The organism is Paenibacillus sp. M-152, from assembly GCF_003856555.1.
Classification (GTDB): Bacteria; Bacillota; Bacilli; order Paenibacillales; family Paenibacillaceae; genus Paenibacillus; species Paenibacillus polymyxa_C.
This window is the reverse complement of record NZ_CP034141.1, coordinates 5064379-5090652: the sequence shown is the minus strand read 5'-3', so window position 1 is coordinate 5090652 and position 26274 is coordinate 5064379. Positions and strand designations below refer to the sequence as shown.

At 56.7% G+C, this 26274-nt stretch carries 4 protein-coding genes; all 4 read left to right on the top strand.

The genetic code is table 11. The annotated features are described in order from the left end of the window. Positions 1-88: 88 nt before the first annotated feature. Positions 89-3397: a non-ribosomal peptide synthetase gene (locus tag EGM68_RS22295; protein ID WP_129550031.1), complete on the top strand. Its 3309-nt coding sequence runs from the start codon at positions 89-91 to the stop codon at positions 3395-3397. Next, positions 3387-5213, top strand: a complete 1827-nt coding sequence (locus tag EGM68_RS22290) for an ABC transporter ATP-binding protein (RefSeq protein WP_129550030.1) — start codon at positions 3387-3389, stop codon at positions 5211-5213. Before EGM68_RS22295 ends, EGM68_RS22290 begins: the two co-directional genes overlap by 11 nt. Beyond that, on the top strand, positions 5210-6943 hold the full coding sequence (locus EGM68_RS22285) for an ABC transporter ATP-binding protein (RefSeq protein ID WP_129550029.1): 1734 nt from the start codon (positions 5210-5212) through the stop codon (positions 6941-6943). The genes EGM68_RS22290 and EGM68_RS22285 overlap by 4 nt, the downstream gene beginning before the upstream one ends. A gap of 230 nt (positions 6944-7173) precedes the next feature. Further along, on the top strand, positions 7174-26112 hold the full coding sequence (locus tag EGM68_RS22280; protein WP_129550028.1) for a non-ribosomal peptide synthetase: 18939 nt from the start codon (positions 7174-7176) through the stop codon (positions 26110-26112). Positions 26113-26274 lie beyond the last annotated feature (162 nt).

The following is a 26274-nucleotide window of genomic DNA, read 5'->3' as shown; positions in this document are numbered from 1 at the left end:
TCCAAGCCCGTAAACGCGCAGGCCGAAAGCAAGCTTTTTCGGACCTGCGCCGGGGCATGCGGTCACTTCATTTTTAGGGGAGATACGAATGAAATCTTTGTTTGAAAAGGAAGAACGATACTGGAGCGGCAAGTTTGACGCCGATGACAGCCTGAGCTTCCTTCCCTACAGTCAATCCTCCAAATTATCCGCCGACGGGGAAGCTGCGGCCGAGCCGGGCTTGCTTCATCGTACTCTGCCGAGCGAACTCTCGGAGAGAATCATTTGCCTCGCCAACGGTTCGGATTTGGCTTTGTACATGATTGTTTTGGCAGGAGTAAAAAGCCTGCTGTTCAAATATACCGGGCGGGACCAAGTGCTGATCGGTATGCCTTCTTATAGCGCAGACCCCGACGGGACTCCGCCGCCGCATGACATCTTGGTGATCAAGACGTCCGTAAGCCGCCAGACTACGCTGAAAACGCTGCTCGGGGGCATCAAAGCCTCCATCGGCGAGGCGCTGGAGCATCAGCACCTGCCTTTTCGGAAAATGGTGGAGCCGCTCCATCTGGACTATACGGGGGACGGCCTCCCGGTCGTCAACACCGTCACATCCTTCGCCCCGATTCATCCGGAACCGCTGGTTAACCGGGTGGCGGCCGATACGGTTTTTCGCTTCGACCGCCAAAACCACTCCATCGAGCTGGAAATAAGCTTTGATGGGCAGCGGTACGAGCGGGCATTTGTGGAACAGGCGGCCGACCATCTTGTTCGGCTGCTGTCCGTGCTTTTATTTCAGCCGGATCTGGAGCTCGGACAAGCCGATGTGCTGTCCCCAGACGAGAGGGAGACGCTGCTGAAGCGATTTAATGACACCGAAACCGAGTTCGAGCGGGGGAAAACGATTTACGGCTTGTTCGAAGAACAGGCGGAGCTTTACCCGGACAACGTGGCCGCCGTCATGAACGAGCGGCAGCTGACCTACCGCGAGCTGAACGAGCGATCCAACCGCCTTGCACGGAAGCTGCGGGAGACGGGAGTAGAAGCGGACCAGCTGGTAGCGATTCTGGCTGAACGCTCGCTTGATATGGTTGTCGGCATTCTGGCGATTCTCAAAGCGGGCGGAGCATACGTGCCTGTCGATCCCGACTACCCGGAGGAGCGCATCCGCTTCATGATCGAGGATTCGGGCGCGCCGTTATTGCTGATTCAAAAGCATCTGCACGAGAAGACCGACTTCGCAGGAACGCGCCTTGAATTGGACGATTTCGTTTGGGGCGACAGAGGGGCGGACTCCGCCGATGCGCTGGACGCTTCGAACCTGGAGCCGATTTCCGGACCGGGCAACCTGGCCTATGTCATCTACACGTCGGGAACGACCGGCAGACCGAAAGGAACGCTGATCGAGCATAAGAACGTCGTGCGGCTCCTGTTCAACGACAAGAACCTGTTCGACTTCGGGCCGTCCGACACGTGGACGCTGTTCCACTCGTTCTGCTTCGATTTCTCCGTCTGGGAAATGTACGGAGCGCTGCTGTACGGAGGCAAGCTGGTCATCGTACCGCCGCTCACGGCGAAAAATCCGGCCGATTTCCTGGCGCTGCTGGGCCGCGAACAGGTCACGATTTTGAACCAGACACCAACGTACTTCTATCAGCTGCTGCGTAAGGTCTTGGCGGACCATCCGTACGATCTGCGGATTCGCAACGTCATCTTCGGGGGCGAAGCGCTGAGTCCGCTGCTGCTCAAGGGCTTCAAGACGAAGTACCCGGAGACAAAGCTGATCAATATGTACGGCATTACCGAGACGACGGTTCACGTGACGTATAAGGAAATCACGTGGGTCGAAATGGAGGCGGCGAAGAGCAATATCGGCAAGCCGATTCCGACGCTGAGGGTGTACGTCCTGGATGAAAACCGCCGCCCTGTGCCGATTGGCGTAGCGGGCGAAATGTACGTGGCCGGGGAAGGCCTTGCGAGAGGATACCTGAACCGTCCGGATCTGACGGCGGAGAAGTTCGTCGATTCCCCGTTTGCGGAGGGGGAGAAGCTGTACCGCTCGGGCGACTTGGCGGCTTGGCTGCCGGACGGCAACATCGAATACCTGGGCCGGATCGATCATCAGGTGAAAATCCGCGGGTACCGGATCGAGCTGGACGAAATCGAGACGCAGCTGCTGAAGATCGCCGCCGTGCAAGAAGCCAAGGTGCTCGACCGCGACGACGCGAACGGCCATAAGCAGCTTGTCGTTTATTACGTCGCGGAAACGAGGCTGGCGGCGAATGAACTCAAGGAGGAGCTCGCCAAGCAGCTTCCGGGGTATATGATTCCTTCGCACCTCGTGCAGCTTTCGCGGATGCCGCTGACCCCGAACGGGAAAATCGACCGCAAAGCGCTGCCCGCGCCGGAGGAAGCCGCGGCTGGAGGAGCGGAATATGTCGCACCGAGAACGCTGCTCGAAATGAAGATCGCCCGCGTCTGGCAGGATACGCTTGGCGTTCCGCAGGTCGGCGTAAAGGATAACTTTTTTGAGTTGGGTGGCAATTCGTTAAGTCTGATGAGGCTCGTTCAAGCCGTTTACGATGAAACGGGCATCGAGATACCTCTGAACCGCCAATTCCACAATGTAACAGTTGAAGCCATGGCTTTCGGCGAGTCGGATCTCGGCCTGGATAAAGGGGGAGACTCCTTCATTAAGCTGAATAAAGCAGGAGATCTGAACGTGTTCTGCTTCCCTCCGGGCAGCGGCTTCGGCATCGGTTACCGAGAGCTCGCAAGCAGGCTCGACGGCCGGTTCGTGCTCTACGGCATTGATTTTATCGACGATGCCGTCGATTACGAGGCCATGCTGAACCGTTATGTGGACGAGATCGTCCGCATCCAGTCGGAAGGACCTTACGTGCTGCTCGGCTACTGCTTCGGAGGCAACCTGACGTTCGAGGTAGCCAAAACGATGGAGAAAAGAGGGTATTCCGTAACGGACGTGCTCATGGTGGACTCGTGGATTAAGGACGCGCTGACGCCTTCTGAAACGTCGGAGAAAGAGCTTGAAGAAATGCTTGCGGATTTCGACGAAGAAGAGAAGGAATTAATGAGCAACCCGCTCGTGCGGGAGCGGGTTCATCGGAAGGTCAAAGCGACCTTGGCGTACGAAGCGCAGCTTATTAATTCCGGCACGATCCCGGCCAGGATTTATGAACTGATTGCGAAGGACAGCGAAGCGTTCCGCCTGGAGCACCAATTGCCTTCCTGGCGGGGGGCAACGACGCAAGCTTATGCTGATTACCGGCTGGAGGGCGCGCACGAGGAATTGCTGGAACTCGCGCGCGTGGAAGAAACGGCCGTCGTCATCCGGGACATCTTAGAGCAAGTCAAGCGGCAGATCGAAGCGGAGGCCGGGGTACTGCATGGAAGCTGACCGCCAGCCGTCTGTTCTAGAACAAGGCACAGCGGCGCCTTCCAAACGCCAAACCGCTTACGCCGCCTGGAAAGCGTTCCGCTGGCTGATGTCCTATGTAAGCCGTCACAAAGGCTGGATGATCGTCGGTGTCTTGTCCGCGATTGTCGCCGCCGTTATTGAGATATGGACGGGAAGTTTGATCGAGCAGCTGACCACCCAGGCCGAGAAGGGGGCGGGGCCAATCGTTCTGCAAATCGTGTACGCGGTCTTTGTGGTCATCTTGATCGGTGTGCCGGCGAAGTTTTTCATGAGCTTCGGCGTGGAGCGAAGCAGCGCCTCTGCGGTGCAGGATATCCGCAACCATGTCATGCGTCATATCGGCAAACTCCCGGTCTCCTATTTGGAAAAGCAGCACTCTGGCGACGTATTGTCGCGGATCAACAACGACCTGCAGCTCATCCAGCAGTTTATGATTCGGGACCTCGCCCAGTGGTTTTATCATCCGCTGTTGTTCATCGGCTGTTTCGCTTATTTGATCTACCTCCAATGGGAGCTGATGCTGTACAGCCTGCTGTTATTTCCTGTAGCGCTGCTGGTTTCCCAATGGATCGGCAAGCAGTTGGAGCGGTTGACGGAGGAAGCCCAGGCGAACATGGGGCGAATGAACGTCAACCTCCAGGATACGCTTGGGGGTATGCCTATTGTAAAAAGCTACCTGCTATCCGGCATGTTATCTCGCTCCTACCAAGTGCTGCTGCAATTGACAGCCCAAAAAAAGCTGGCCGTGAAAAAGCGGGAAGCCTGGGTCAACCCGCTGCTTTCGACGCTGATGATCAGCCCGATCATTTTCGCCGTCAGTTACGGAAGCTATTTGATCTACAAAGGGCAGCTAGGCGCGGGAGAGCTGATCGCCTTCCTGTACTTGCTGAATCTGTGTCTGGAGCCGCTGGAGCATATTCCCGAGCTCATCACGCGGACGTTCGAAATGGCTGGTGCCCTGAGAAGGGTCTCTGAAATCGTCGAGCAGCCGACCGAAACGGAAAATGGCCGTTCGCTTCCGAAAGCGAGCGCCGCCCCCATCGAGTTTCAGAACGTAACCTTCGGGTATGAGGAGAGCTCCCCGATCCTACGGAATGTTAGCTTCTCGGTGCCGGAAGGGAAGACGATCGCGCTTGTCGGAGCGAGCGGCGGAGGGAAGAGCACGGTGTTTAAGCTTGTATGCGGCTTTTATCCGCTTCCGGAGGACCAGGGCGAGATCCGCGTGTTCGGCAGCCTGATCCACGGCGCCGATCCGGAGCAGCTTCGGTCGCATTTTTCCGTGGTAACCCAGGATTCATATTTGTTTAGCGGCACGATCGCTGAAAATATCGGCTACGGGCGGGAAGTAGCGTCGATGGACGAGATTATCGAAGCCGCCAAAGCCGCTCAGGCGCATTCCTTCATTATGCAGCTTCCCGACGGCTACCAGACATATGTCGGAGAGCGCGGAGGCTTTTTGTCCGGCGGGCAGCGCCAGCGCATTGCAATGGCCCGGGCTTTTCTGAAAGATGCTCCCGTTCTGCTGCTGGACGAGCCAACGTCGGCTCTTGATCCGGAGTCGGAAAGCGCGGTTCAGGAAGCGCTGGGCGTATTGATGAAGCAGAGAACGACAATGGTTATTGCCCACCGGCTTTCTACAGTACAAAACGCCGATGAAATTTGGGTCATGGAACAGGGGAGTATTGTTGAAAAGGGCACTCATGAACAATTGCTGAAGATGAAGGGACTGTACGCTCAGTCGTACTATCAGGAATTTACCGAGTCTGCCGAACGCAGGGAGGTGGCGTACACATGAAAAAGGGCGGATGGCTCTCGCAAGTGAAAGAACTCGGCTACTTGTTGATGTTTATGAACCGCAAGCGCAAAACCCAGTACGCCATTGGCCTGGCCGTGACGGCGCTCACCCAGACATTGTTCCTGATCGCCTTCAGCTTGGTCGTACATAACTTGGTTGATTTCGCCGTGTCCCGAGATACGTCCCTGATGGTGGAAGCCTTTATTATTTTGGGCGCGGCCTTGTTCCTGGAAAATGTGATTTCTCCCTGGTTCATTTACTTATACCAGCGCTGTGTCGAGCTGACTGTGCTGAATATCCGCGAACGTCTTTATGACAAGCTGTGCCGGGTGCGGCCGAGATTCCTGGAGCAGACGCACCATGGGGACTTGCTGTCGCGGGTGAACAACGACGTAACGACCGTTGAGTTTACATTCTCGCAGGTTTACTTCGTTTTGCTGCTTCAAGTTGTCTTTTGCATCGGCTCCATTGTCTCCATGGTGTTGATCGATTGGCGGTTTGCCGGCGTATCCTGCGTCATTCTGCTGCTGTCCTCCGTGGTCAGTCTGAAATTTGCGCGGGATATTCGCGCTTTGTCCGAACAAGGCTTGCAAACGCTCGGTAAAATGACCGAAAAATTCAAAGATTTTATGGGCGGCATTCAAATTGTGAAGCTGTTCCGCATCCGCACGATTTACGGCCAGTACGAGGCGTTGAACGAACAAATGACGCAGACGCTTCGGCAAACCGCGCAGAAGAACGGTATGCAGGCTGCGGTGAATCATTTTATCAGCTACGTCACGTTCTGCGGCATCATCGTCATCGGCAGTCTTCTTTATGCCTACGGACTGATGGGAATGGGAAGTGTCGCCGCCCTGGCGGTTCTGCAAGTGAATCTGACGCACGCCTTGTTGAACTTGGGGATGGTTCTGTCGATGACCCAAAATTCGCTCGCGGGCGCTCACCGGATTCAAGAGGTACTAAGAGAGGAAGAGGAACCGGATCGTTTGGGATCTCCTCACAGCGAGCTCGTGTCGGAGGCTGCGGTGGAGTTTCGCGATGTGGAATTTTCCTATCAGGCGGATAAAAAGGTGCTTGTCGACATCTCCATGCAGGTGTTTCCCGGCCAGGTCGCCGCTATCGTGGGGGCCAGCGGCAGCGGCAAAAGTACGCTGATCAAGCTGCTGCTCGGCTTTTATCCTGTGGACAGCGGAGAAATCCTGCTCCAAGGCAAACCGTTCGGCCATTACACGCTGGACGAAATCCGCAGGCAGATTGCATACGTTCCGCAGGAGCCGTTCTTGTTTACCGGCACGATTGAGGAAAACATCCGCTACGGCAACCCGGATGCAACGGATGAAGAAGTGATCGAAGCGGCCAAAGCAGCGTACGCTCACCATTTCATTCAGGAACTTCCTGAACAGTATAAAACGCCGGTGGGGGAGAGAGGAGCGTCGTTGTCGGGCGGACAAAGGCAGCGAATTGCGATCGCCCGGGCGATTCTCAAAAACGCCCCGATTCTGCTTCTGGACGAAGCGACTTCCGCACTGGATAACGAATCCCAGCATTGGGTACAGCAAGCCCTGAACGTATTGATGAAGGGGCGCACCACCATTCTGATCGCCCACCGCCTCAGCACCGTGGAACATGCGGATTTAATTACCGTCATGAACCAAGGGACGGTCGTCGAGCGGGGCCGCCATCAGGACCTGCTGGCGCTCGGGGGTTATTACGCCCGGCTGTACGGCTAGACCCGCTTTACGGCGGGCGGCTTCCTGCTTGCGAATGCGACAGAGTCTTTTAGTAATCCAAGGTATTACTTTATAACCGGTAGTTACCAGAAAACGTAGACACGAAAAAGGAGGAAGAGTCCGAAGGAGCCGTTCCGGGAGTGGCCTGCGCGGTTCTTCTAAGAGTGACTAAGTGACATCTAGGTACAAAGCCTATCTATAAAGAATCTCTAAACCGGGAGTGTGTCGATGTGAGAGAGAATACCAACGAGAAATATGGATTAACGCAAGCCCAGCGCCGAATATGGTTCATGGAAATTATGAATCCGGGAACGTCCATCACGATGCTTTCCGCGACCTACCAGATTACGGGCGAGATCAACGCACAGCTTCTGGAGCAAGCGGCGGCAGAGATCGTCAAAACCTATGACGTTTTCCGAATCCGCATTAGCGGGGATTTGCAAAATCCAACGCAGTGGTTCGAAGAGCCGGAGAATGTCCAAGCTAGGATAAGCCGCCTCGAAATAGGCACAACCGAACAATTCTATGCTTGGGTGAAAGAAGTAAGCGAAAAACCGGTCAGCGTGTTCGACGAACACCTCCACCAATTTACGATTATCCATTTTGCGAACGGCCAAGTATGGCTCAATTTGACGGTAAATCATATTATCGCCGACGGCTTGTCCGTCAATGCTTTGCTGCATGCGGTGATGGAAAAATACCTGGAACTGCGCAAAGGCACCTACAGCAGTTGCCAGGCCCCTTCCTATCTGGATTATATTTCTGCGGAGCGTGAATATGAGCAATCGCAGCGTTATCAAAAAGGCAAGGAATACTGGCTGACGAAGTACAACACTTTGCCTGAAACAACCGGCATTAAATCGTATCCGCCATTCTCGATCGGCAGCGAATCCAATAAACTGGCCATCACTTTGGACGGTTCCCGGTATGAACGCATTCTGGCCTTCAGCGAACAATATCAGGTCAGCTTATATACGTTATTTCTGTCCGCTATGTACGTCTTATTGTACAAGCTGACCGACAGCACCGATGTTCCGGTCGGCACGGTTTTCGCCAATCGCACCAGCAAGAAGGAAAAAGAAACGATCGGCATGTTCGTCAGCACCGTGGCTACGCGGATTCGTCTGAATCCAGACAAGCACGTGCTTTCCTTGATCCAAACGGTTTCCAAGGAAAATACGGCGGATCTGCGGTATCAGAAATACCCTTATAACCAATTGATCCAGGATTTACGCGAACAACACGGCCGCAACGATCTTTCGGGGCTGTTCCGTACGTCTCTAGAATATCTGCCTTTGAAAATCGTGGAGTACGAAGAAATCAAGGTACGCCTGGAGGCTCACTTCGCTAGGCACGAGATGGACGATTTGCTGCTGCGCTTCGATCATATGTTGAATGAAGGCCATGTAATTCTCCATGCTTCCTATCGTACCGGCCTGTTCGAGACGGCCGAGATTGATCGGATTATGGAACAGTATGTAACCGTTCTGGACCAGTTTCTTCAGACTCCCGAACTGCCGGTACGCGAGATTTCTCTGCTGAGCGATGAGGAGAGACACCGCATTCTCAACGTTTTTAACCCGCCGGTTGCAGGGCTTAGCGAGGGAGAAGCGTTTCATCGGTATGTTGAAAAGTTTGCCCGGGAAATTCCAGATCATCCGGCAGTCGTCTACATGGACAAACAGCTGACCTACGGCGAATTGAACGAACGCGCCGAGCGGCTGGCTTCTCTCCTTCGCGAACAGGGCGTGGGAAGGGAGACGATTACGGGGATCTGGGCGGAGCGTTCGGTGGAACTGCTGGTCGGAGTGCTCGCCGTTTGGAAAGCCGGCGGAGCCTATGTACCGCTGGACCCCGATTATCCGGCGGAGCGGATTGAGTACATGCTCAGCGATAGCGATGCATCGGTGCTGCTTACGCAGCGTCATCTGTTGGAGCGGGCCAGAGGTTGGTTGGCCGATGACCGGCTGAAGCTTCAAGCTGTCTATGCCATGGACGATGAACAGATTTATAACGGGGATGCCTTAGCCGTGGAATTTGAATCTGCCGGCAGCGCCCCGCAAGACTTGGCTTATGTGATTTACACCTCGGGTACGACGGGACGCCCGAAAGGCGTCATGATCGAGCACGGTAGTCTCGTGAATACGGCGGATGCGTACCGTCGCGAGTACCGGTTGGATCAGTTTCCGGTGCGGCTGCTGCAGCTGGCCAGCTTCTCGTTTGACGTGTTCGTCGGAGACATCGCGCGGACGCTGTATAACGGAGGCACGATGGTGATTGTGCCGAAGGATGACCGGCTTGATCCGAACCTCTTATACGGCTGGATTCGGGACCAAAACATTACGGTATTCGAATCGACGCCTGCGCTCATCCTGCCGTTCATGCAGCATATTTATGAAGAAGGGCTGGACGTTAGCTCTATGCAGTTGCTGATTACCAGCTCGGATGCTTGCAGTGTCACCGATTACCGATTGCTGCAGGAAAGATTCGGCGGACAATTCCGCATCATCAACAGCTATGGCGTTACCGAAGCGGCCATTGACAGCAGTTTTTACGGTGAGCCTCTGGATAAGCTGCCGCCGTCAGGTCATGTGCCGATCGGCAAAGCTTGGCTGAATGCCCGGTTTTACATTGTCGATGCCGCATTAAAGCCGGTTCCTGTAGGGGTTCCGGGCGAGCTTGTCATCGGCGGCGCCGGGGTGGCGCGCGGGTACTGGAACCGTCCGGACCTAACCGCCGAGAAGTTTGTGGACAGCCCGTTTGTGCCGGGCGAACGTCTGTACCGGACAGGCGATTTGGCCCGCTGGCTGGAAGACGGCAACGTCGACTTCATCGGCCGGATCGACTATCAGGTGAAAATTCGCGGGTTCCGGATCGAACTCGGCGAAATTGAAACGGCCCTGCTGCGTTTCCCGGGCGTCAAGCAGGCTGTGGTGACCGACCGTACGGATGAGCAGGGGCAAAAGTATTTGTGCGGCTACGTGGTGGCGGATGCTTCCTTGCAGCTGAGCGATCTGCTGTCCCAATTGAAGCAAGAGCTGCCGGCCCATATGGTCCCGGCCCGGTTGGTGTCTCTTGATAAGCTTCCGCTCACGCCGAACGGCAAAATTGACCGTAAAGCGCTGCCTGAACCGACCGGGGAGGTAGAAGCAGGCCGTGAGTATGTGGCTCCTCGCACAACGCTTGAAACAAGACTTGCTCTCATTTGGCAGCAGGTGCTGGGTATTGCGCGAGTTGGAGTCCAAGACGATTTCTTTGACTTAGGTGGTCATTCCTTGCGGGCCTCCACGCTGGTTTCCAAGATTCGGAAAGAGCTGCAAGTCGAGGTTCCGCTGCGGGAAGTTTTCCGCTACACCACGATCGAACAGCTGGCCCAAAGAATCGGCGGTTTAAGGCAGCAGGAGACGTATGAGATTACAAAGGCGGCTGAGGCTGAGTACTATCCGGTTTCATCCGAGCAAAAGCGTCTGTACATCCTGCGCCAGCTTGACGGGGCCGAGCGCAGCTACAATATGTCGGCGGCGCTTCTTCTCGAAGGCAAGCTGGACTGCACGCGCGTCGAGCACGCGTTCCGGGCGCTGATTCAGCGCCATGAGACGCTGCGTACCGGGATCGAGCAGGTTCAAGGCGAGCTTGTTCAGCGCATCTATGATGAGGTTGAGTTTGCTGTCGACTATTTCCAGGCGAGCGAGCGGGAAGTGGACCAAGTGGTGGAAGCTTACTATCACCCGTTTGATGTAACCAAGCCGCCACTTCTCCGCATCGGCCTGATCGAAGTCGCCGAGGATCGCCACATTCTGCTGTTCGATATGCACCATATCGTCTCGGACGGCATTTCGACAGCGCTGCTCTTCGATGAGTTCAGCCGCCTGTATCGGGGCGAGGAGCTGGCCCCGATACGCATTCAATACAAAGATTATGCCGTTTGGCAGCATTCCGAAGCTTACGGGCAGATGCTTCAGCCGCAGAAGGAATACTGGCTGGAACAGCTGTCGGGCGAGCTGCCGGTATTGGAGCTGCCAACGGACTTCCCGCGGCCTGCGGTACAAAGCTTTGACGGCCGGACCGTGAAGTTTTATATCGGGAAAGAGCGGACGGAGAAGCTGAAAGAGCTGGCGGCGCGGACGGGGACGACCCTGTATATGGTGCTGCTGTCGGCTTACTCCATCCTTATGCATAAATATTCGGGTCAGGAAGATCTGATTGTCGGAACGCCGATTGCCGGAAGAACGCAGGAAGAAGTGCAGCCGATCGTGGGGATGTTTGTCAACACGCTGGCCATTCGCAGCCGTCCGGAGCGTTCCAAGCCGTACCTTTCGTACCTGGAAGAAATCAAGGACATCACGCTCGGGGCTTTCGAACACCCAAATTATTTGTTCGAAGACTTGGTGGAAAGTCTTCACATTCCACGCGCGACCGGCCGGAATCCGCTCTTTGATACGTTCTTCGCCCTGCAAAATACGGAAAACGAGCAAATTGTCATCGAGGGGCTGGAGCAATCGTTTTATCCGCTGGAAAACCGAACATCCAAGTTCGAGCTGCTCCTGGACATTTCGGAGCTGGACGGTCAGCTCGAATGCCGGTTGGATTACGCTACGGCTTTGTATAAACAGGAGACCGCGGAGCGGTTCGCCAGACATTATGACAAGCTGCTGGAAACCATCGCAGCAGCGCCGGACGGGGATATTGCCTCGCTGGAAATGCTCACAGAGGAGGAAATCCGCGAGTTGGTGGGCGGTTTCAACGATTCGGAGGCGGACTACCCGCGGCAGCAGACGATTCACGGCTTGTTCGAAGAGCAGGCGGAGCTTTACCCGGACAACGTAGCCGCCGTCATGAACGAGCGGCAGCTGACCTACCGCGAGCTGAACGAGCGATCCAACCGCCTTGCGCGGAAGCTGCGGGAGACGGGAGTAGAAGCGGACCAACTGGTAGCGATTCTGGCCGAACGCTCGCTCGATATGGTCGTCGGCATTCTGGCGATTCTCAAAGCGGGCGGAGCATACGTGCCTGTCGATCCCGACTACCCGGAGGAGCGTATCCGCTTCATGATCGAGGATTCGGGCGCGCCGTTATTGCTGATTCAAAAGCATCTGCACGAGAAGACCGACTTCGCAGGAACGCGCCTCGAATTGGACGATTTCGTTTGGGGCGACAGAGGGGCGGACTCCGCCGATGCGCTGGACGCTTCGAACCTGGAGCCGATTTCCGGGCCGGGCAACCTGGCCTATGTCATCTACACGTCGGGAACGACCGGCAGACCGAAAGGAACACTGATCGAGCATAAGAACGTCGTGCGGCTCCTGTTCAACGACAAGAACCTGTTCGACTTTGGGCCGTCCGACACGTGGACGCTGTTCCACTCGTTCTGCTTCGATTTCTCCGTCTGGGAAATGTACGGAGCGCTGCTGTACGGAGGCAAGCTGGTCATCGTACCGCCGCTCACGGCGAAAAATCCGGCCGATTTCCTGGCGCTGCTGGGCCGCGAACAGGTCACGATTTTGAACCAGACGCCAACGTACTTCTACCAGCTGCTGCGTGAGGTCTTGGCGGACCATCCGTACGATCTGCGGATTCGCAACGTCATCTTCGGGGGCGAAGCGCTGAGTCCGCTGCTGCTCAAGGGCTTCAAGACGAAGTACCCGGAGACAAAGCTGATCAATATGTACGGCATTACCGAGACGACGGTTCACGTGACGTATAAGGAAATCACGTGGGTCGAAATGGAGGCGGCGAAGAGCAATATCGGCAAGCCGATCCCGACGCTGAGGGTGTACGTCCTTGATGAAAACCGCCGCCCTGTGCCGATCGGTGTAGCGGGCGAAATGTACGTGGCCGGGGAAGGCCTTGCGAGAGGATACCTGAACCGTCCGGATCTGACGGCGGAGAAGTTCGTCGATTCCCCGTTTGCGGAGGGGGAGAAGCTGTACCGCTCGGGCGACTTGGCAGCTTGGCTGCCGGACGGCAACATCGAATACCTGGGCCGGATCGATCATCAGGTGAAAATCCGCGGGTATCGGATCGAGTTGGACGAAATCGAGACGCAGCTTCTGAACGTCGAGGGCGTGGAAGAAGCGGTGGTGCTCGCCCGTCAGGACGGCGGGGGAGAGAAGGCGCTTGTCGCCTACTTTGTGGCGGACCGGACGCTGACGGTCAGTGAAATGAGAACCTCGCTGGCCCAGGGAATGCCGGGGTACATGATCCCTTCGTACTTCGTGCAGTTGGAGCGCATGCCGCTGACGACCAACGGCAAAGTGGACCGCAAAGCGCTGCCGGAGCCGCAAGGTGGCTTACAAACGGGCGTCGAATACGTAGCGCCGCGTAACCGGACGGAGTCCCAGCTTGTGAAGATCTGGGAGGAAGTGCTGGGCTACTCCGGCATTGGAGTCTTGGACAATTTCTTCGAGCTCGGCGGCCACTCCTTGCGGGCGACGAACCTTGTCAGCAAGATTCGGAAGGAAATGAACGTCGAACTTCCGTTGCGCGATGTGTTCCGCTGTATGACGGTAGAGTCGATGGCCGGGGCTATTGCCAGCTTGGAAGAAACGCGGCACAGCTCGATTCCGAAAGCGGAAGAGAAAGCGTACTATCCGGTTTCCTCCGCGCAAAAAAGGCTGTACGTCCTGCACCAGCTGGATGGCTCGGAGCTGAATTACAACCTCCCAAGCGCCTTGCAATTGGAAGGGGCTTTGAACGAGGCCAAAGTGGAAAAGGCGCTGACTACTTTGGTGGCCCGGCACGATATGCTGCGCACCGGTTTTGAAATCGTGAATGGGGAGCCGGTTCAGCGTATTCATCCGCTCGTAGCTTTCAAAGTCGAGAAGCTTCAAGCAAGCGAAGATCAGGTTGCGGCCATTCTTGAAGGCTTCATTCAGCCTTTTGATTTGACCCAGCCGCCTTTGCTGCGCGCCCTGCTGATCGAACTGGAGAAAGAGAAATTTCTGCTCGCGCTGGATATTCATCATATTGGTTCCGACGGCCTTTCCATGGACGTGCTGCTGCGCGAATTCGTGCGGCTTTACAATGGGGAGGAATTGCCGGAGCTGCGGATTCAATACAAGGATTACGCCGTTTGGCAGCAATCCGAGGAGCAGCGCCAGCGCATCAAACGGCAGGAGGAATACTGGCGTGGGGTATTCAGCTCCGAGCTTCCGGTTCTTGAGCTGCCTCTCGACTTCTCCCGCCCAGCCGTTCAGCAGTTTGACGGTCAAACGCTCACGTTTACGCTGGATGCGGAGAAAAGCGAAGCTCTGAAACGGCTTGCCGGCGATTCTGGAGCGACGCTCTACATGCTTCTGCTGGCTGCGTACTCCGTATTGCTTCATAAATACGCGGGACAGGAAGATATAGTGGTCGGCACTCCGATTGCCGCCCGTTCTCACGCCGACCTGCAGCCGATTATCGGCATGTTCGTCAATACGCTGGCCCTTCGCTTTGGTCCGGCGGCGGAGCGGACGTTCCTGGATTACTTGCAGGAAGTGAAGGAAACGACGCTTGGAGCTTACGAGCACCAGGACTATCCGTTCGAGGAGCTGGTGGAAGCTCTTCAGGTGAGCCGGGATTTAAGCCGGAATCCTCTGTTTGACACCATGTTTTCTTTGCAAAAGCACGAAAGCTTGGATTTAACCCTGGAAGGCTTGCAATGGTCGCTGTTCGACATCGAGGAAAAGACGGCAAAGTTTGATCTTAGCCTTGATATCGTGGAAGCCGATAACGAGCTGGTTTGCAAGATCGAGTACGCTACCTCGTTGTTTAGACAGGAAACGATGGTACGGCTGGCGGGTCATTACGAGCAGCTTTTGGCGTCGATCCTGGCTCAGCCGGATGCGCGGATTTCGGATTTGGATATCTTGACGGACAGCGAAAAGCATGATTTGCTGGTCGGGTTTGACGTGTCGTCTTCGGCTCTTGCGAAGCAACCCGCCGCAAAGGGTACAGGTTTGGAAGCGGATGAGTCGTGGAGAGAGAGAACGTTCCACGAGCTGTTCGAGGAGCAGGCGGAGCGCACTCCGGGAGCGCTGGCGGTTGTCTACGAAGACAGCAAGCTGACGTATGCGGAGCTGAACGCCAAAGCGAATCGTCTGGCGTATGCACTGCGGGAGCGCGGGGTGAAGCGGGAGCAGGTGGTCGGCATTCTGGCCGGCCGTTCGGCGGAGCTGTTGATCGGGGTGCTCGCCGTATGGAAAGCGGGTGGCGCTTATGTGCCGCTCGACCCGGACTATCCGGCGGAGCGGATCGAGTATATGCTCGCGGACAGCGGGGCGTCGGTGCTGCTCACGCAGACCCGCCTGCTGGAGCAGGCGGAAGCTTGGTGCAACGACGGAGCTCTAGTGCTGCAAACGGTGCTTGCGCTTGACGACGCCGCGACGTACAGCCTCGGAGCGGCGGAAGCGGCTGTGGGCGTACAAGCTTTGGGCGAAGCAGGCGCAGAGGCGGAGGCTTTGGCGCAAGCGGAAACGGCTTCTGCCGAAACGTCCGCCACGGCAAAAGCCGAGAAGAACGTACTAGCGGCGGATCTCGCATCGAATCCGGCGAATGTGAACAAGCCGCGCGATTTGGCTTACGTGATCTATACGTCAGGAACGACGGGCAAGCCGAAGGGCGTGATGATCGAGCACCGCAGCCTGGTGAACACGGCGGCGGGCTACCGGCGGGAATACCGCCTGGATCAGTTCCCGATCCGGCTGCTGCAGCTCGCCAGCTTCTCGTTCGACGTGTTCGTCGGCGACATTGCGCGGACGCTGTACAACGGGGGCACCATGGTCATCGTGCCGAAGGACGACCGGATTGATCCAACCCGCCTCTACGGCTGGATTCGTGACTACGCCGTGACGGTGTTCGAATCGACTCCGGCGCTGATCGTGCCGTTCATGGAGCATGTGCATGCCGAGGGTCTGGACCTCAGCTCGATGCAGCTGCTGATCACAAGCTCGGATGCGTGCAGCGTAGCGGATTACCGCACCTTGCAGGAGCGCTTCGGCTCGCAGTTCCGTATTATTAACAGCTACGGCGTAACGGAAGCGGCGATTGACTCCAGCTTCTATGACGAGCCGCTGAAGAAGCTGCCGAAGACGGGTAGCGTGCCGATCGGCAAAGCGTGGCTGAACGCCAAGTTCTACATCGTGGATGCGAATCTGAAGCCGGTGCCGATCGGGGTGTTGGGCGAGCTGGTTATCGGCGGAGCGGGTGTGGCCCGCGGTTACTTGAACCGCCCGGATTTGACGGCGGAGAAATTCGTAGACAGCCCGTTCGCCGCTGGGGAGCGGCTGTACCGGACGGGCGACCTGGCGCGCTGGATGCCGGACGGCAACGTGGACTTCATCGGCCGGATCGACAACCAGGTGAAAATTCGCGGCTATCGGATCGAGCTTGGTGAAATTGAAGCGGCCATGAAAAACTTTGCCGGCGTGCGTCAAGCGCTTGTCATCGACCGGACAGACGAGCGGGGGCAGAAATATTTGTGCGGGTATGTCGTAGCGGATTCCAGCTTCGATCTGGAAGGGCTTGTGGCCCATCTGGACGCCGCGCTGCCTTCCCATATGGTGCCTTCGCGCATCATGAGCCTGGATCAATTGCCGCTTACGCCGAACGGGAAGATCGACCGTAAAGCGCTGCCTGTACCGGAAGGAAGCATTCGTGCCGAGGCTGCATACACGGCGCCTCGTACTCCTGCCGAGCAAGCACTTGCGTTGGTCTGGCAGTCGGTGCTGGGCGTAGATCAGGTCGGCACGATGGACAATTTCTTTGCGCTCGGCGGCGATTCGATCAAGGCCTTGCAGGTATCGTCCCGTCTTTTGCAAACGGGGTACAAGCTGGTCATGAAAGATTTGTTCCATTACCCGACGATTTCCGCCCTTAGTTTGCAGCTGCAAACGGCGGAGAGAACGGCAAGCCAGGCCGAAGTGACGGGAGAGGTCATCTTGACCCCGATTCAGCGCTGGTTCTTTGAACAAAATCCGGCCGACGTGCATCACAGCAACCAGGCGTTCATGCAGTTCTCCAAGCAAGGCTTTGATGAAGAAGCTTTACGCCAAGCGGTGCGTCAGCTTGTCGTGCATCACGATGCTCTCCGTACGGTTTACCGCCAAACCGAGAACGGCTATACCGCCTGGAACCGCGGCGCCGGGGAGAACGAAGCGCTGTTCGATCTGGAAGTTGTCGATTTCAAGGGAGTCGGCGACGTGAAAGAAGCGGTAGAGGCTAAGGCAAATGACATTCAAGCGAGCATCGATCTGGAAAACGGTCCGCTGGTGAAGCTCGGCTTGTTCCGCTGCGACGACGGCGACCACCTACTCATCGCGATCCATCACTTGGTCGTAGACGGCGTATCCTGGCGGATTCTGCTTGAGGATTTTGCTGCCGGCTATGAGCAGGCGCTGCAAGGGCAGCCGATCCGTCTGCCGCTCAAAACGGATTCATTCCAAACGTGGGCGAAACAGATCGCTGATTATGCGAACGGTCCGGCGATGGAAAGCGAGAGAGAGTATTGGCAGCATATCGAGCAATTGACCTATGAGCCGCTTCCGAAAGATTTTGAACAAGGCAGATCCAAGCTGAAGGACAGCGGGCTCGTGACCGTTCGCTGGACGGCGGAGGAAACCGAACAGCTGCTGAAGCAGGCACACCGTGCTTACCATACGGAAATGAACGATTTGCTGCTTGCCGCGCTTGGCCTCGCGATACAAGCTTGGAGCGGCCGGGAACGCGTGCTGGTGAATCTCGAAGGCCACGGCCGGGAAGATATTTTGCCGGATGTGGACATTACGCGCACGGTAGGCTGGTTTACAAGCCAATTCCCTGTCGTTCTAGAGCCGGGTCACGCCCAGGCGCTCGGTCATCAGGTGAAACACGTTAAAGAAAGCTTGCGCCGCATTCCGAACAAAGGAATCGGCTACGGCATCCTGCGTTATTTGTCGGCGCCGCGTGACGGCGAGCGCTTCGCTTTGGAGCCGGAGATCAGCTTTAACTATTTGGGTCAGTTCGACCAGGATTACGAAAGCAGCGGCTCGCGGCCGTCTCCGTTCAGCCCGGGCTCCGATTCAAGTCCGAATGCAGTGATGGATTATGTCCTCGATATCAACGGTATGGTGTCGGAAGGAGTGCAGGAACTCACGATCCGTTATGGGGAAACCCAATATAAACGGGAAACGGTAGAGCGCCTGGGCACCCTGCTTCATTCGAGCTTGCGTGAAGTCATCAGCCATTGCGTATCGAAAGAGCGGCCGGAGCTTACGCCTAGCGACGTACTGCTTCAAGATGTGACAGTGGAGGAACTGGAGCGGCTGGCCGAACATACGGCGGCGCTCGGCGAACTGGAGAATGTATACACCCTGACTCCGCTGCAAAAAGGGATGTTGTTCCACAGTCTGCTGGATGCCGATTCGGAAGCTTACTTCGAACAGGTGACCTTCGATCTGTACGGAAGCCTGAATGTCGAAGCCTTCACCCAAGGATTGGATACGCTGGTGCAGCGGAATGAGGCGCTGCGGACCAACTTTATTACCGGCTGGAGAGACGAGCCGATTCAAGTGGTATTTCGCGAGCGGAAGTGTGAAGTGTACTTCGAAGATATTCGCTCGGTAAGCGATGAAGACCCGGAGAAGACGATAGCCGATTACGTCAGCGCGGATAAAGCGAACAGGTTCGATTTGGCCCGAGGCTCTCTTATGCGCGTGACAGTTTTGCGCACGGGCGACGAGTCCTACCATGTGATCTGGAGTCACCATCACATTTTGATGGACGGCTGGTGCATGTCCTTCATGATCAAGGAAGTGTTCGACACCTACTTCGCGTTCCAGGAGAAGCAGACGCTGGAGCTTCCTCCGGTTACCTCGTACTCCCGGTATATCGAATGGCTGGAAGCTCAAGATGCCGCGAAAGCTTCGCGTTACTGGTCCGAGTATTTGGCGGGTTACGATCAGCAGACCAAGCTGCCCCAGAAGAAAACGCAGCTGAAGCAGGGCCATTTTGAAGCGGCTGAAATCGATGTGGAACTCAGCAAGGAACTGACCGGGCAAATCGAGCGGGTGGCGCGCCAGCAGCAGGTGACGCTCAATACGTTCATGCAGACCGTATGGGGACTGGTTTTGCAGGTATACAACAACAGCGAGGATGTCGTATTCGGCTCCGTCGTATCCGGGCGTCCAGCGGAAATTCCGGGCATCGAAAGCATGATCGGCCTGTTTATTAATACGATCCCGGTCCGTATTCAAGGCAAAGCCGAGGAGACGGTAGCCGATATCTTGAGAAAAACCCAGGATCAAGCGCTGGCATCGGGAGCTTACGAAACGTTCCCGCTGTTCGAAATTCAGTCGCTGAGCGAGCAAAAGCGAGACTTGATCAACCATATCATGGTCTTTGAAAATTATCCGATGGAAGAACAGATTGAGCAGGTCGTCGGCGGAGACCAAGAAGCGCTGAAAATCGCTAATATCCAGTCGCCGGAGCAAACGAACTACGACCTGGACATTACCGTCATTCCGGAAGAGCATATTTTGCTGCGGTTTACGTACAATGCGCTGACGTTCAGAGAGGAAGACATCAGGCTGATCCACGGTCATTTTGCCCAAGCACTGGAGAAGGTTGCGGCTAACCCGAACATCCGCGTGAATCAGTTGGAGCTTTTGACACCGGCGGAAAAAGAGGAAATTCTTGGCGCGTTTAATCCGGCGCAGCCGGAAGCGGCTCCTGCGGCCGCGTTCCACCGGCTGTTTGAGGAACAGGCGGAGCGCACGCCGGAAGAGGCGGCCGTCGTGTACGAGAACGACCGGCTGACGTATGCGGAGCTGAACGAGCGGGCAAACCGCTTGGCGGCTACGCTGCGCGCAAGCGGCATCGGCCGGGAGTCGATCGTCGGCATTCTCGCCGAGCGTTCGGTGGACTTGCTGGTGGCCGTGCTGGCCGTCTGGAAAGCGGGCGGGGCGTATGTGCCGCTCGACCCGGATTATCCGGCGGAGCGCGTGCGGTTCATGCTCGAAGACAGCGGAGCGAAGGTGCTGCTGACGCAAACGCCGCTGCGAGAGCGCGCCGAAGCCTGGCTCGGCGAAGAGGAGCTGGCGCTGGCGGCGGTGCTGTACCTGGACGACGAAGCGTCGTACAGTGAGGAGCGGGCGAATGCGCCGATTGGCTCGGGCATGGTCTCCGGCAAGCTGACGGATGCTGTGGACGACGGCGATGAGAGCCATCAGGATGTTGGCACCGACAGCTTCCATGAAGCCCGTCCGGAGGATCTGGCGTACGTGATCTATACGTCGGGAACGACGGGCAAGCCGAAGGGCGTGATGATCGAGCACTGTAGCCTGGTGAACACAGCGGCGGGCTACCGGCGGGAATACCAGTTGGATCAGTTCCCGGTGCGGCTGCTGCAGCTCGCAAGCTTCTCGTTCGACGTGTTCGTGGGAGATATCGCGCGGACGCTGTACAACGGAGGCACGATGGTGATTGTGCCGAAGGACGACCGGATCGATCCGTCTCGTCTGCACTACTGGATGGAGCGAGAGCGGGTCACCATTTTCGAATCAACGCCGGCGCTGATCGTGCCGTTCTTAGAGTACGTGCACGAGCAGCAACTGGATATGAGCTGGATGGAGCTGTTGATCACGAGTTCGGACAGCTGCAGCGTGGCGGATTACCGGACCTTGCAGGAACGCTTCGGCTCGTTGTTCCGGATCATCAACGCATACGGAGTGACGGAAGCGGCGATCGACTCCAGCTTCTACGACGAGCCGCTGACGAAGCTACCGCAGACAGGTAATGTGCCGATCGGCAAAGCGTGGCTGAATGCGAAATTCTACATCGTGGACGCGCATCTGAACCCGGTGCCGATTGGGGTGCTAGGCGAGCTGGTCATCGGCGGAGTCGGGGTAGCGCGCGGGTACTTGAACCGTCCGGAGCTGACGGAAGAGAAGTTCGTAGATAGCCCGTTCGCCGCGGGCGAGCGGCTGTACCGCACGGGAGACTTGGCGCGGTGGATGGAAGACGGCAACGTGGACTTCATCGGCCGGATCGACAACCAGGCGAAAATCCGGGGGTACCGGATCGAGACGGGCGAAGTCGAGGCGAAGCTGCTGAGTGTAGGTGGCGTGAAGGAAGCGGTCGTCGTCGTCAGGGAAGATCAAGAAGGTCAGAAAGCTTTGTGCGCTTATTATACAGCGGAAGAAGGCTTGACGGCGGCGGACCTGAAGCGGGCGATTGCCAGCGAGCTGCCGGGGTACATGATCCCGTCGTACTTCGTGGAGCTGGAGCACCTGCCTCTGACGCCGAACGGAAAGATCGACCGGAAGGCGCTGCCGGCACCGGAAGGGGGAGCAGGCGGAAGCCGCGAATACGTGGCGCCGCGCACCGAACTGGAGGCGAAGCTGGCCGCCATTTGGCAGGATGTGCTTGTTCGGGAGAAGGCGGTAGGCGTAACGGACAACTTCTTCGACCTCGGCGGACACTCCCTGCGGGCGACGACGCTTGTCAGCAAAATGCATAAGGAGCTAGGCGTTGAATTCCCGCTTCGCGACGTATTCCGCTACTCGACGGTTGAGGAAATGGCCGCGGCTATGGAGCAGCTGGAGATCGGCTCGTTCACGGCTATTCCGGCTGCGGAACCTAGCGAGTATTATCCGCTCTCTTCCGCTCAGAAACGTCTCTATATCTTGAACCAGCTGGAAGGAGCCGAGCTGAGCTACAACATACCGGGAGCTATGTTGCTCGAAGGAGAGCTCGACCGGCAGCGGTTTGAAGAAGCGTTCCGCGGGCTCGTAGCTCGTCATGAAACGCTGCGTACCGGCTTTGAGATGGTAAAAGGCGAAGCGGTTCAGCGAATTTACGAAGAAGCCGCCTTCCAGGTGGAATATGTGCAGATCAGCGGGGAGCAGGCGGAAGAAACGGTGCGCCAATTCGTTCGTCCGTTTGATCTAGCGAAGCCGCCACTTCTGCGGGTAGGCCTTGCCGAACTGGCGCCGGACCGGCACATTCTAATGTTCGATACGCATCATATCGTATCCGACGGCGTTTCGATTGACGTACTGATCGAAGAGTTCGTCCGCTTGTACAGCGGGGAACAGTTGGAGCCGCTCCGCATTCAATACAAAGATTATGCGGTATGGCAGCAATCGGACGAGCAGAAAGCTCAGCTTGCCAAGCAGGAAGCCTACTGGCTCGACATGTTCCGCGGAGAGCTGCCGGTTTTGGAATTGCCGACGGACTATCCGCGCCCGTCTATGCAGAGCTACGAGGGCCGCACGCTGCAATTGTTTATGGATAGCGAGAAAAGCGAGGGTCTGAAACGGCTTGCAGCCGAGAACGGCGCAACGCTTTACATGGTTCTGCTTGCTGGTTATACAATATTATTGCATAAGTATACAGGGCAAGAAGACGTGGTGGTCGGTACGCCGATTGCGGGAAGAAATCACAGCGATGTTCAGCCGCTGATCGGGATGTTCGTCAATACTCTGGCCATCCGCAGTTATCCGGCTGCCGGTAAAACGTTCCTTGACTACTTGAAGGAAATCAAGGAGACGACGCTGGGCGCTTTTGAACATCAGAATTATCCGTTTGAGGAACTGGTGGATAAGGTAAACGTAGCTCGCGATTTAAGCCGCAATCCGTTGTTCGATACAATGTTTGCTTTGCAGAATACAGAGAATTTGGAAATCCAGCTTTCCGGACTCCATTTGTCGACGTATGCCAGCGAAGAAATTGTTTCTAAATTCGATCTCAGCTTGGACGTCACGGAGATCGAGGAAGGCTTGGAATATCTGTTTGAATACGCCACTGCTCTTTATAAAACCGAAACGGTGGAGAAATTGGCCGCTCACTACTTGCAGCTGCTCGAATCCATTCTCCGCAACCCGTCCGCGACTATTGCCGAGCTGGGCATTTTGACACCGGCGGAAAAAGAGCAGATTCTCGGCGCGTTTAACCCGGCGCAGCCGGAAGCGACTCCTGCGGCCGCGTTCCACCGGCTGTTCGAGGAACAGGTGGAGCGCACGCCGGAAGAGGCAGCCGTCGTGTACGAGAACGACCGGCTGACGTATGCGGAGCTGAACGAGCGGGCGAACCGCTTGGCGGCTACGCTGCGCGCAAGCGGCATCGGCCGGGAGAAGATCGTCGGCATTCTCGCCGAGCGTTCGGTGGACTTGCTGGTGGCCGTGCTGGCCGTGTGGAAAGCGGGCGGGGCGTATGTGCCGCTGGACCCGGATTATCCGGCGGAGCGCGTGCGGTTCATGCTCGAAGACAGCGGAGCGAAGGTACTGCTGACGCAAACGGTGCTGCGAGAGCGTGCTGAAGCCTGGCTTGGCGAAGAGGAGCTGGCGCTGGCGGCGGTGCTGTACCTGGACGACGAAGCGTCGTACAGCGAGGAGCGGGCGAATGCGCCGATTGGCTCGGGCATGGTCTCCAGCAAGCTGACGGATGCTGTGGACGACGGCGATGAGAGCCATCAGCATGTCGGCACCGACAGCTTCCATGAAGCCCGTCCGGAGGATCTGGCGTACGTGATTTATACGTCGGGAACGACGGGCAAGCCGAAGGGCGTGATGATCGAGCACCACAGCCTGGTGAACACGGCGGCGGGCTACCGGCGGGAATACCGGTTGGATCAGTTCCCGGTGCGGCTGCTGCAGCTCGCAAGCTTCTCGTTTGACGTGTTCGTGGGAGATATCGCGCGGACGCTGTACAACGGAGGCACGATGGTGATTGTGCCGAAGGACGACCGGATCGATCCGTCTCGTCTGCACCACTGGATTGAGCGGGAGCGGGTCACCATCTTCGAATCGACGCCGGCGCTGATCGTGCCGTTCCTGGAGTACGTGCACGAGCAGCAACTGGATATGAGCTGGATGGAGCTGTTAATCACGAGCTCGGACAGCTGCAGCGTGGCGGATTACCGGACCTTGCAGGAACGCTTCGGCTCGTTGTTCCGGATCATCAACGCATACGGCGTGACGGAAGCGGCGATCGACTCCAGCTTCTACGACGAGGAACTGACGAAGCTGCCGCAGACAGGCAATGTGCCGATCGGCAAAGCGTGGCTGAATGCGAGATTCTACATCGTGGACGCGCACCTGAATCCGGTGCCGGTCGGGGTGCTGGGCGAGCTGGTCATCGGCGGAGTCGGGGTGGCGCGCGGGTACTTGAACCGTCCGGAGCTGACGGAAGAGAAGTTCGTAGACAGTCCGTTCGCCGCGGGCGAGCGGCTGTACCGCACGGGAGACTTGGCGCGGTGGATGGAGGACGGGAACGTGGACTTCATCGGCCGGATCGACAACCAGGCGAAAATCCGGGGGTACCGGATTGAGACGGGCGAAGTCGAGGCGAAGCTGCTGAGTGTAGGTGGCGTGAAGGAAGCGGTCGTCGTCGTCAGGGAAGATCAACAAGGTCAGAAAGCTTTGTGCGCTTATTATACAGCGGAAGAAGGCTTGACGGCGTTGGACCTGAAGCGGGCGATTGCCAGCGAGCTGCCGGGGTACATGATCCCGTCGTACTTCGTGGAGATGGAGCGCCTGCCTCTGACGCCGAACGGAAAGATCGACCGGAAGGTGCTGCCGGCGCCGGAAGGGGGAGCAAGCGCAGGCCGCGAATATGTGGCGCCGCGCACCGAACTGGAGGCGAAACTGGTCGCCATCTGGCAGGACGTGCTCGGGTCGGTCACGATTGGCGTGACGGACAACTTCTTCGACCTCGGCGGGCACTCCCTGCGGGCGACGACGCTGGTCAGCAAGGTGCACAAGGAGCTGAGCGTGGACCTGCCGCTGCGCGATGTGTTCCGGCACTCGACCATCGAAGCGATGGCCGAAGCGATCAGCCAATTGGAGCGGCAGGAACACCTCTCCATTCCGGTTCTGGATAAGAGGGATTACTATCCGCTTTCCTCCGTGCAAAAACGGCTGTACATCCAGCAGCAGATGGAAGGCGCCGAGCTTAGCTACAACATGTCCGGCATGACGGTTCTCGTCGGGCGCTTGGAACGGAATCAATTCGAGGCGGCGCTCAAAGGATTGATAGCTCGTCACGAAATTTTGCGAACCGGCTTCGAAATGGTCGACGGCGAACCGGTACAACGGATTTATCCGGACTTGAAGTTTGCCGTCGAGTATACGAAAGCGACGGAAAGTGAAACGAAGAGCATCGTAGACGGCTTTGTGCGCGTCTTTGATTTGGAGCGGCCGCCGCTGCTACGTGTGGGCTTAGTCGAATGGGAAGCGGAACGGCATCTGCTCATGCTGGACATTCATCATATCGTCACGGATGGCATGTCGATGGGCATCTTCGTCGAAGAGCTGCTGCGCCTGTATAACGGCGAGACTCTGGAACCGCTTCGGATTCAATACAAGGAATTCGCCGCTTGGCAGCAGTCCGAACCTGTAAAAGAGCGGCTGAAACGTCAGGAAGCCTACTGGCTGGACGTGCTGGAAGGCGAACTGCCGACGCTTGAACTGCCTACGGATTTTGTCAGACCTGCCGCTCGTAGCTTTGAGGGAGATGTGCTGCCTTTCAGCATCGACAAGCAGATGACCGACAGCTTGCAGCGCATCGCCGATGAGAACGGTGCCACCCTTTATATGGTGTTATTGGCGGCCTATTCAATCCTGCTCAGCAAGTACTCGGGACAAGAAGACTTCATTGTAGGCACGCCGGCTTCGGGCCGCACACATGCCGACCTGGAGCCGCTCATCGGAATGTTTGTCAACACTTTGGCGATTCGCCATTATCCGTCCGGGGAGAAGACGTTCCTCGCTTACTTGAACGAAGTCAAAGAAACGATGCTGGGGGCCTACGACCACCAGGATTATCCGTTCGAGGAGCTTGTGAAAAAGCTGCATGCGCCGCGAGATCAAAGCCGTAATCCTGTATTCGATGTCATGTTTGTTCTGGAAACCAAGGAAGATAACGTTCAAAGCTTTGGGGATATCAAGATCGAATCTTATCCGGAAACTCATACGGTTTCCCAATTTGATCTTACCTTGGTCATTTCGTTGCTGGATGAGGGAATGAACGGGCAGTTTGAATATGCAACCAAGTTGTTTACGTGCAATCTGATCGACAATTTCGCTCAGGACCTGCTCGTGATCATCACCCAAATTTGCGAACAGCCTTCGGTGCTGTTGAAGGATATTTCCCTGAACGGGCAATCCGAACAGGAGCAAGATGTGCTAGAGGCCATTGATATTATTTTCTAATCCCTTACCCGGTTTGGGTGTATGCCGTATTTCCCTCGGTACACATCCTGCCGGGTGTTTTTTTCCAAATGAAAGGGAAAAAGGCGTACGCTATAGCAAACTTAAAGCTCTAAATATAATTTTTAAAAACCTAAATTTTTTCAAGTTGTGGTTTAAAATGCA

What these genes read in the sequence shown, in the direction of transcription:
- EGM68_RS22295 (WP_129550031.1), top strand. Translation starts at nt 89, where the DNA reads ATGAAATCTTTGTTTGAAAAGGAAGAACGATACTGGAGCGGCAAGTTT.
- EGM68_RS22290 (WP_129550030.1), top strand. Translation starts at nt 3,387, where the DNA reads ATGGAAGCTGACCGCCAGCCGTCTGTTCTAGAACAAGGCACAGCGGCG.
- EGM68_RS22285 (WP_129550029.1), top strand. Translation starts at nt 5,210, where the DNA reads ATGAAAAAGGGCGGATGGCTCTCGCAAGTGAAAGAACTCGGCTACTTG.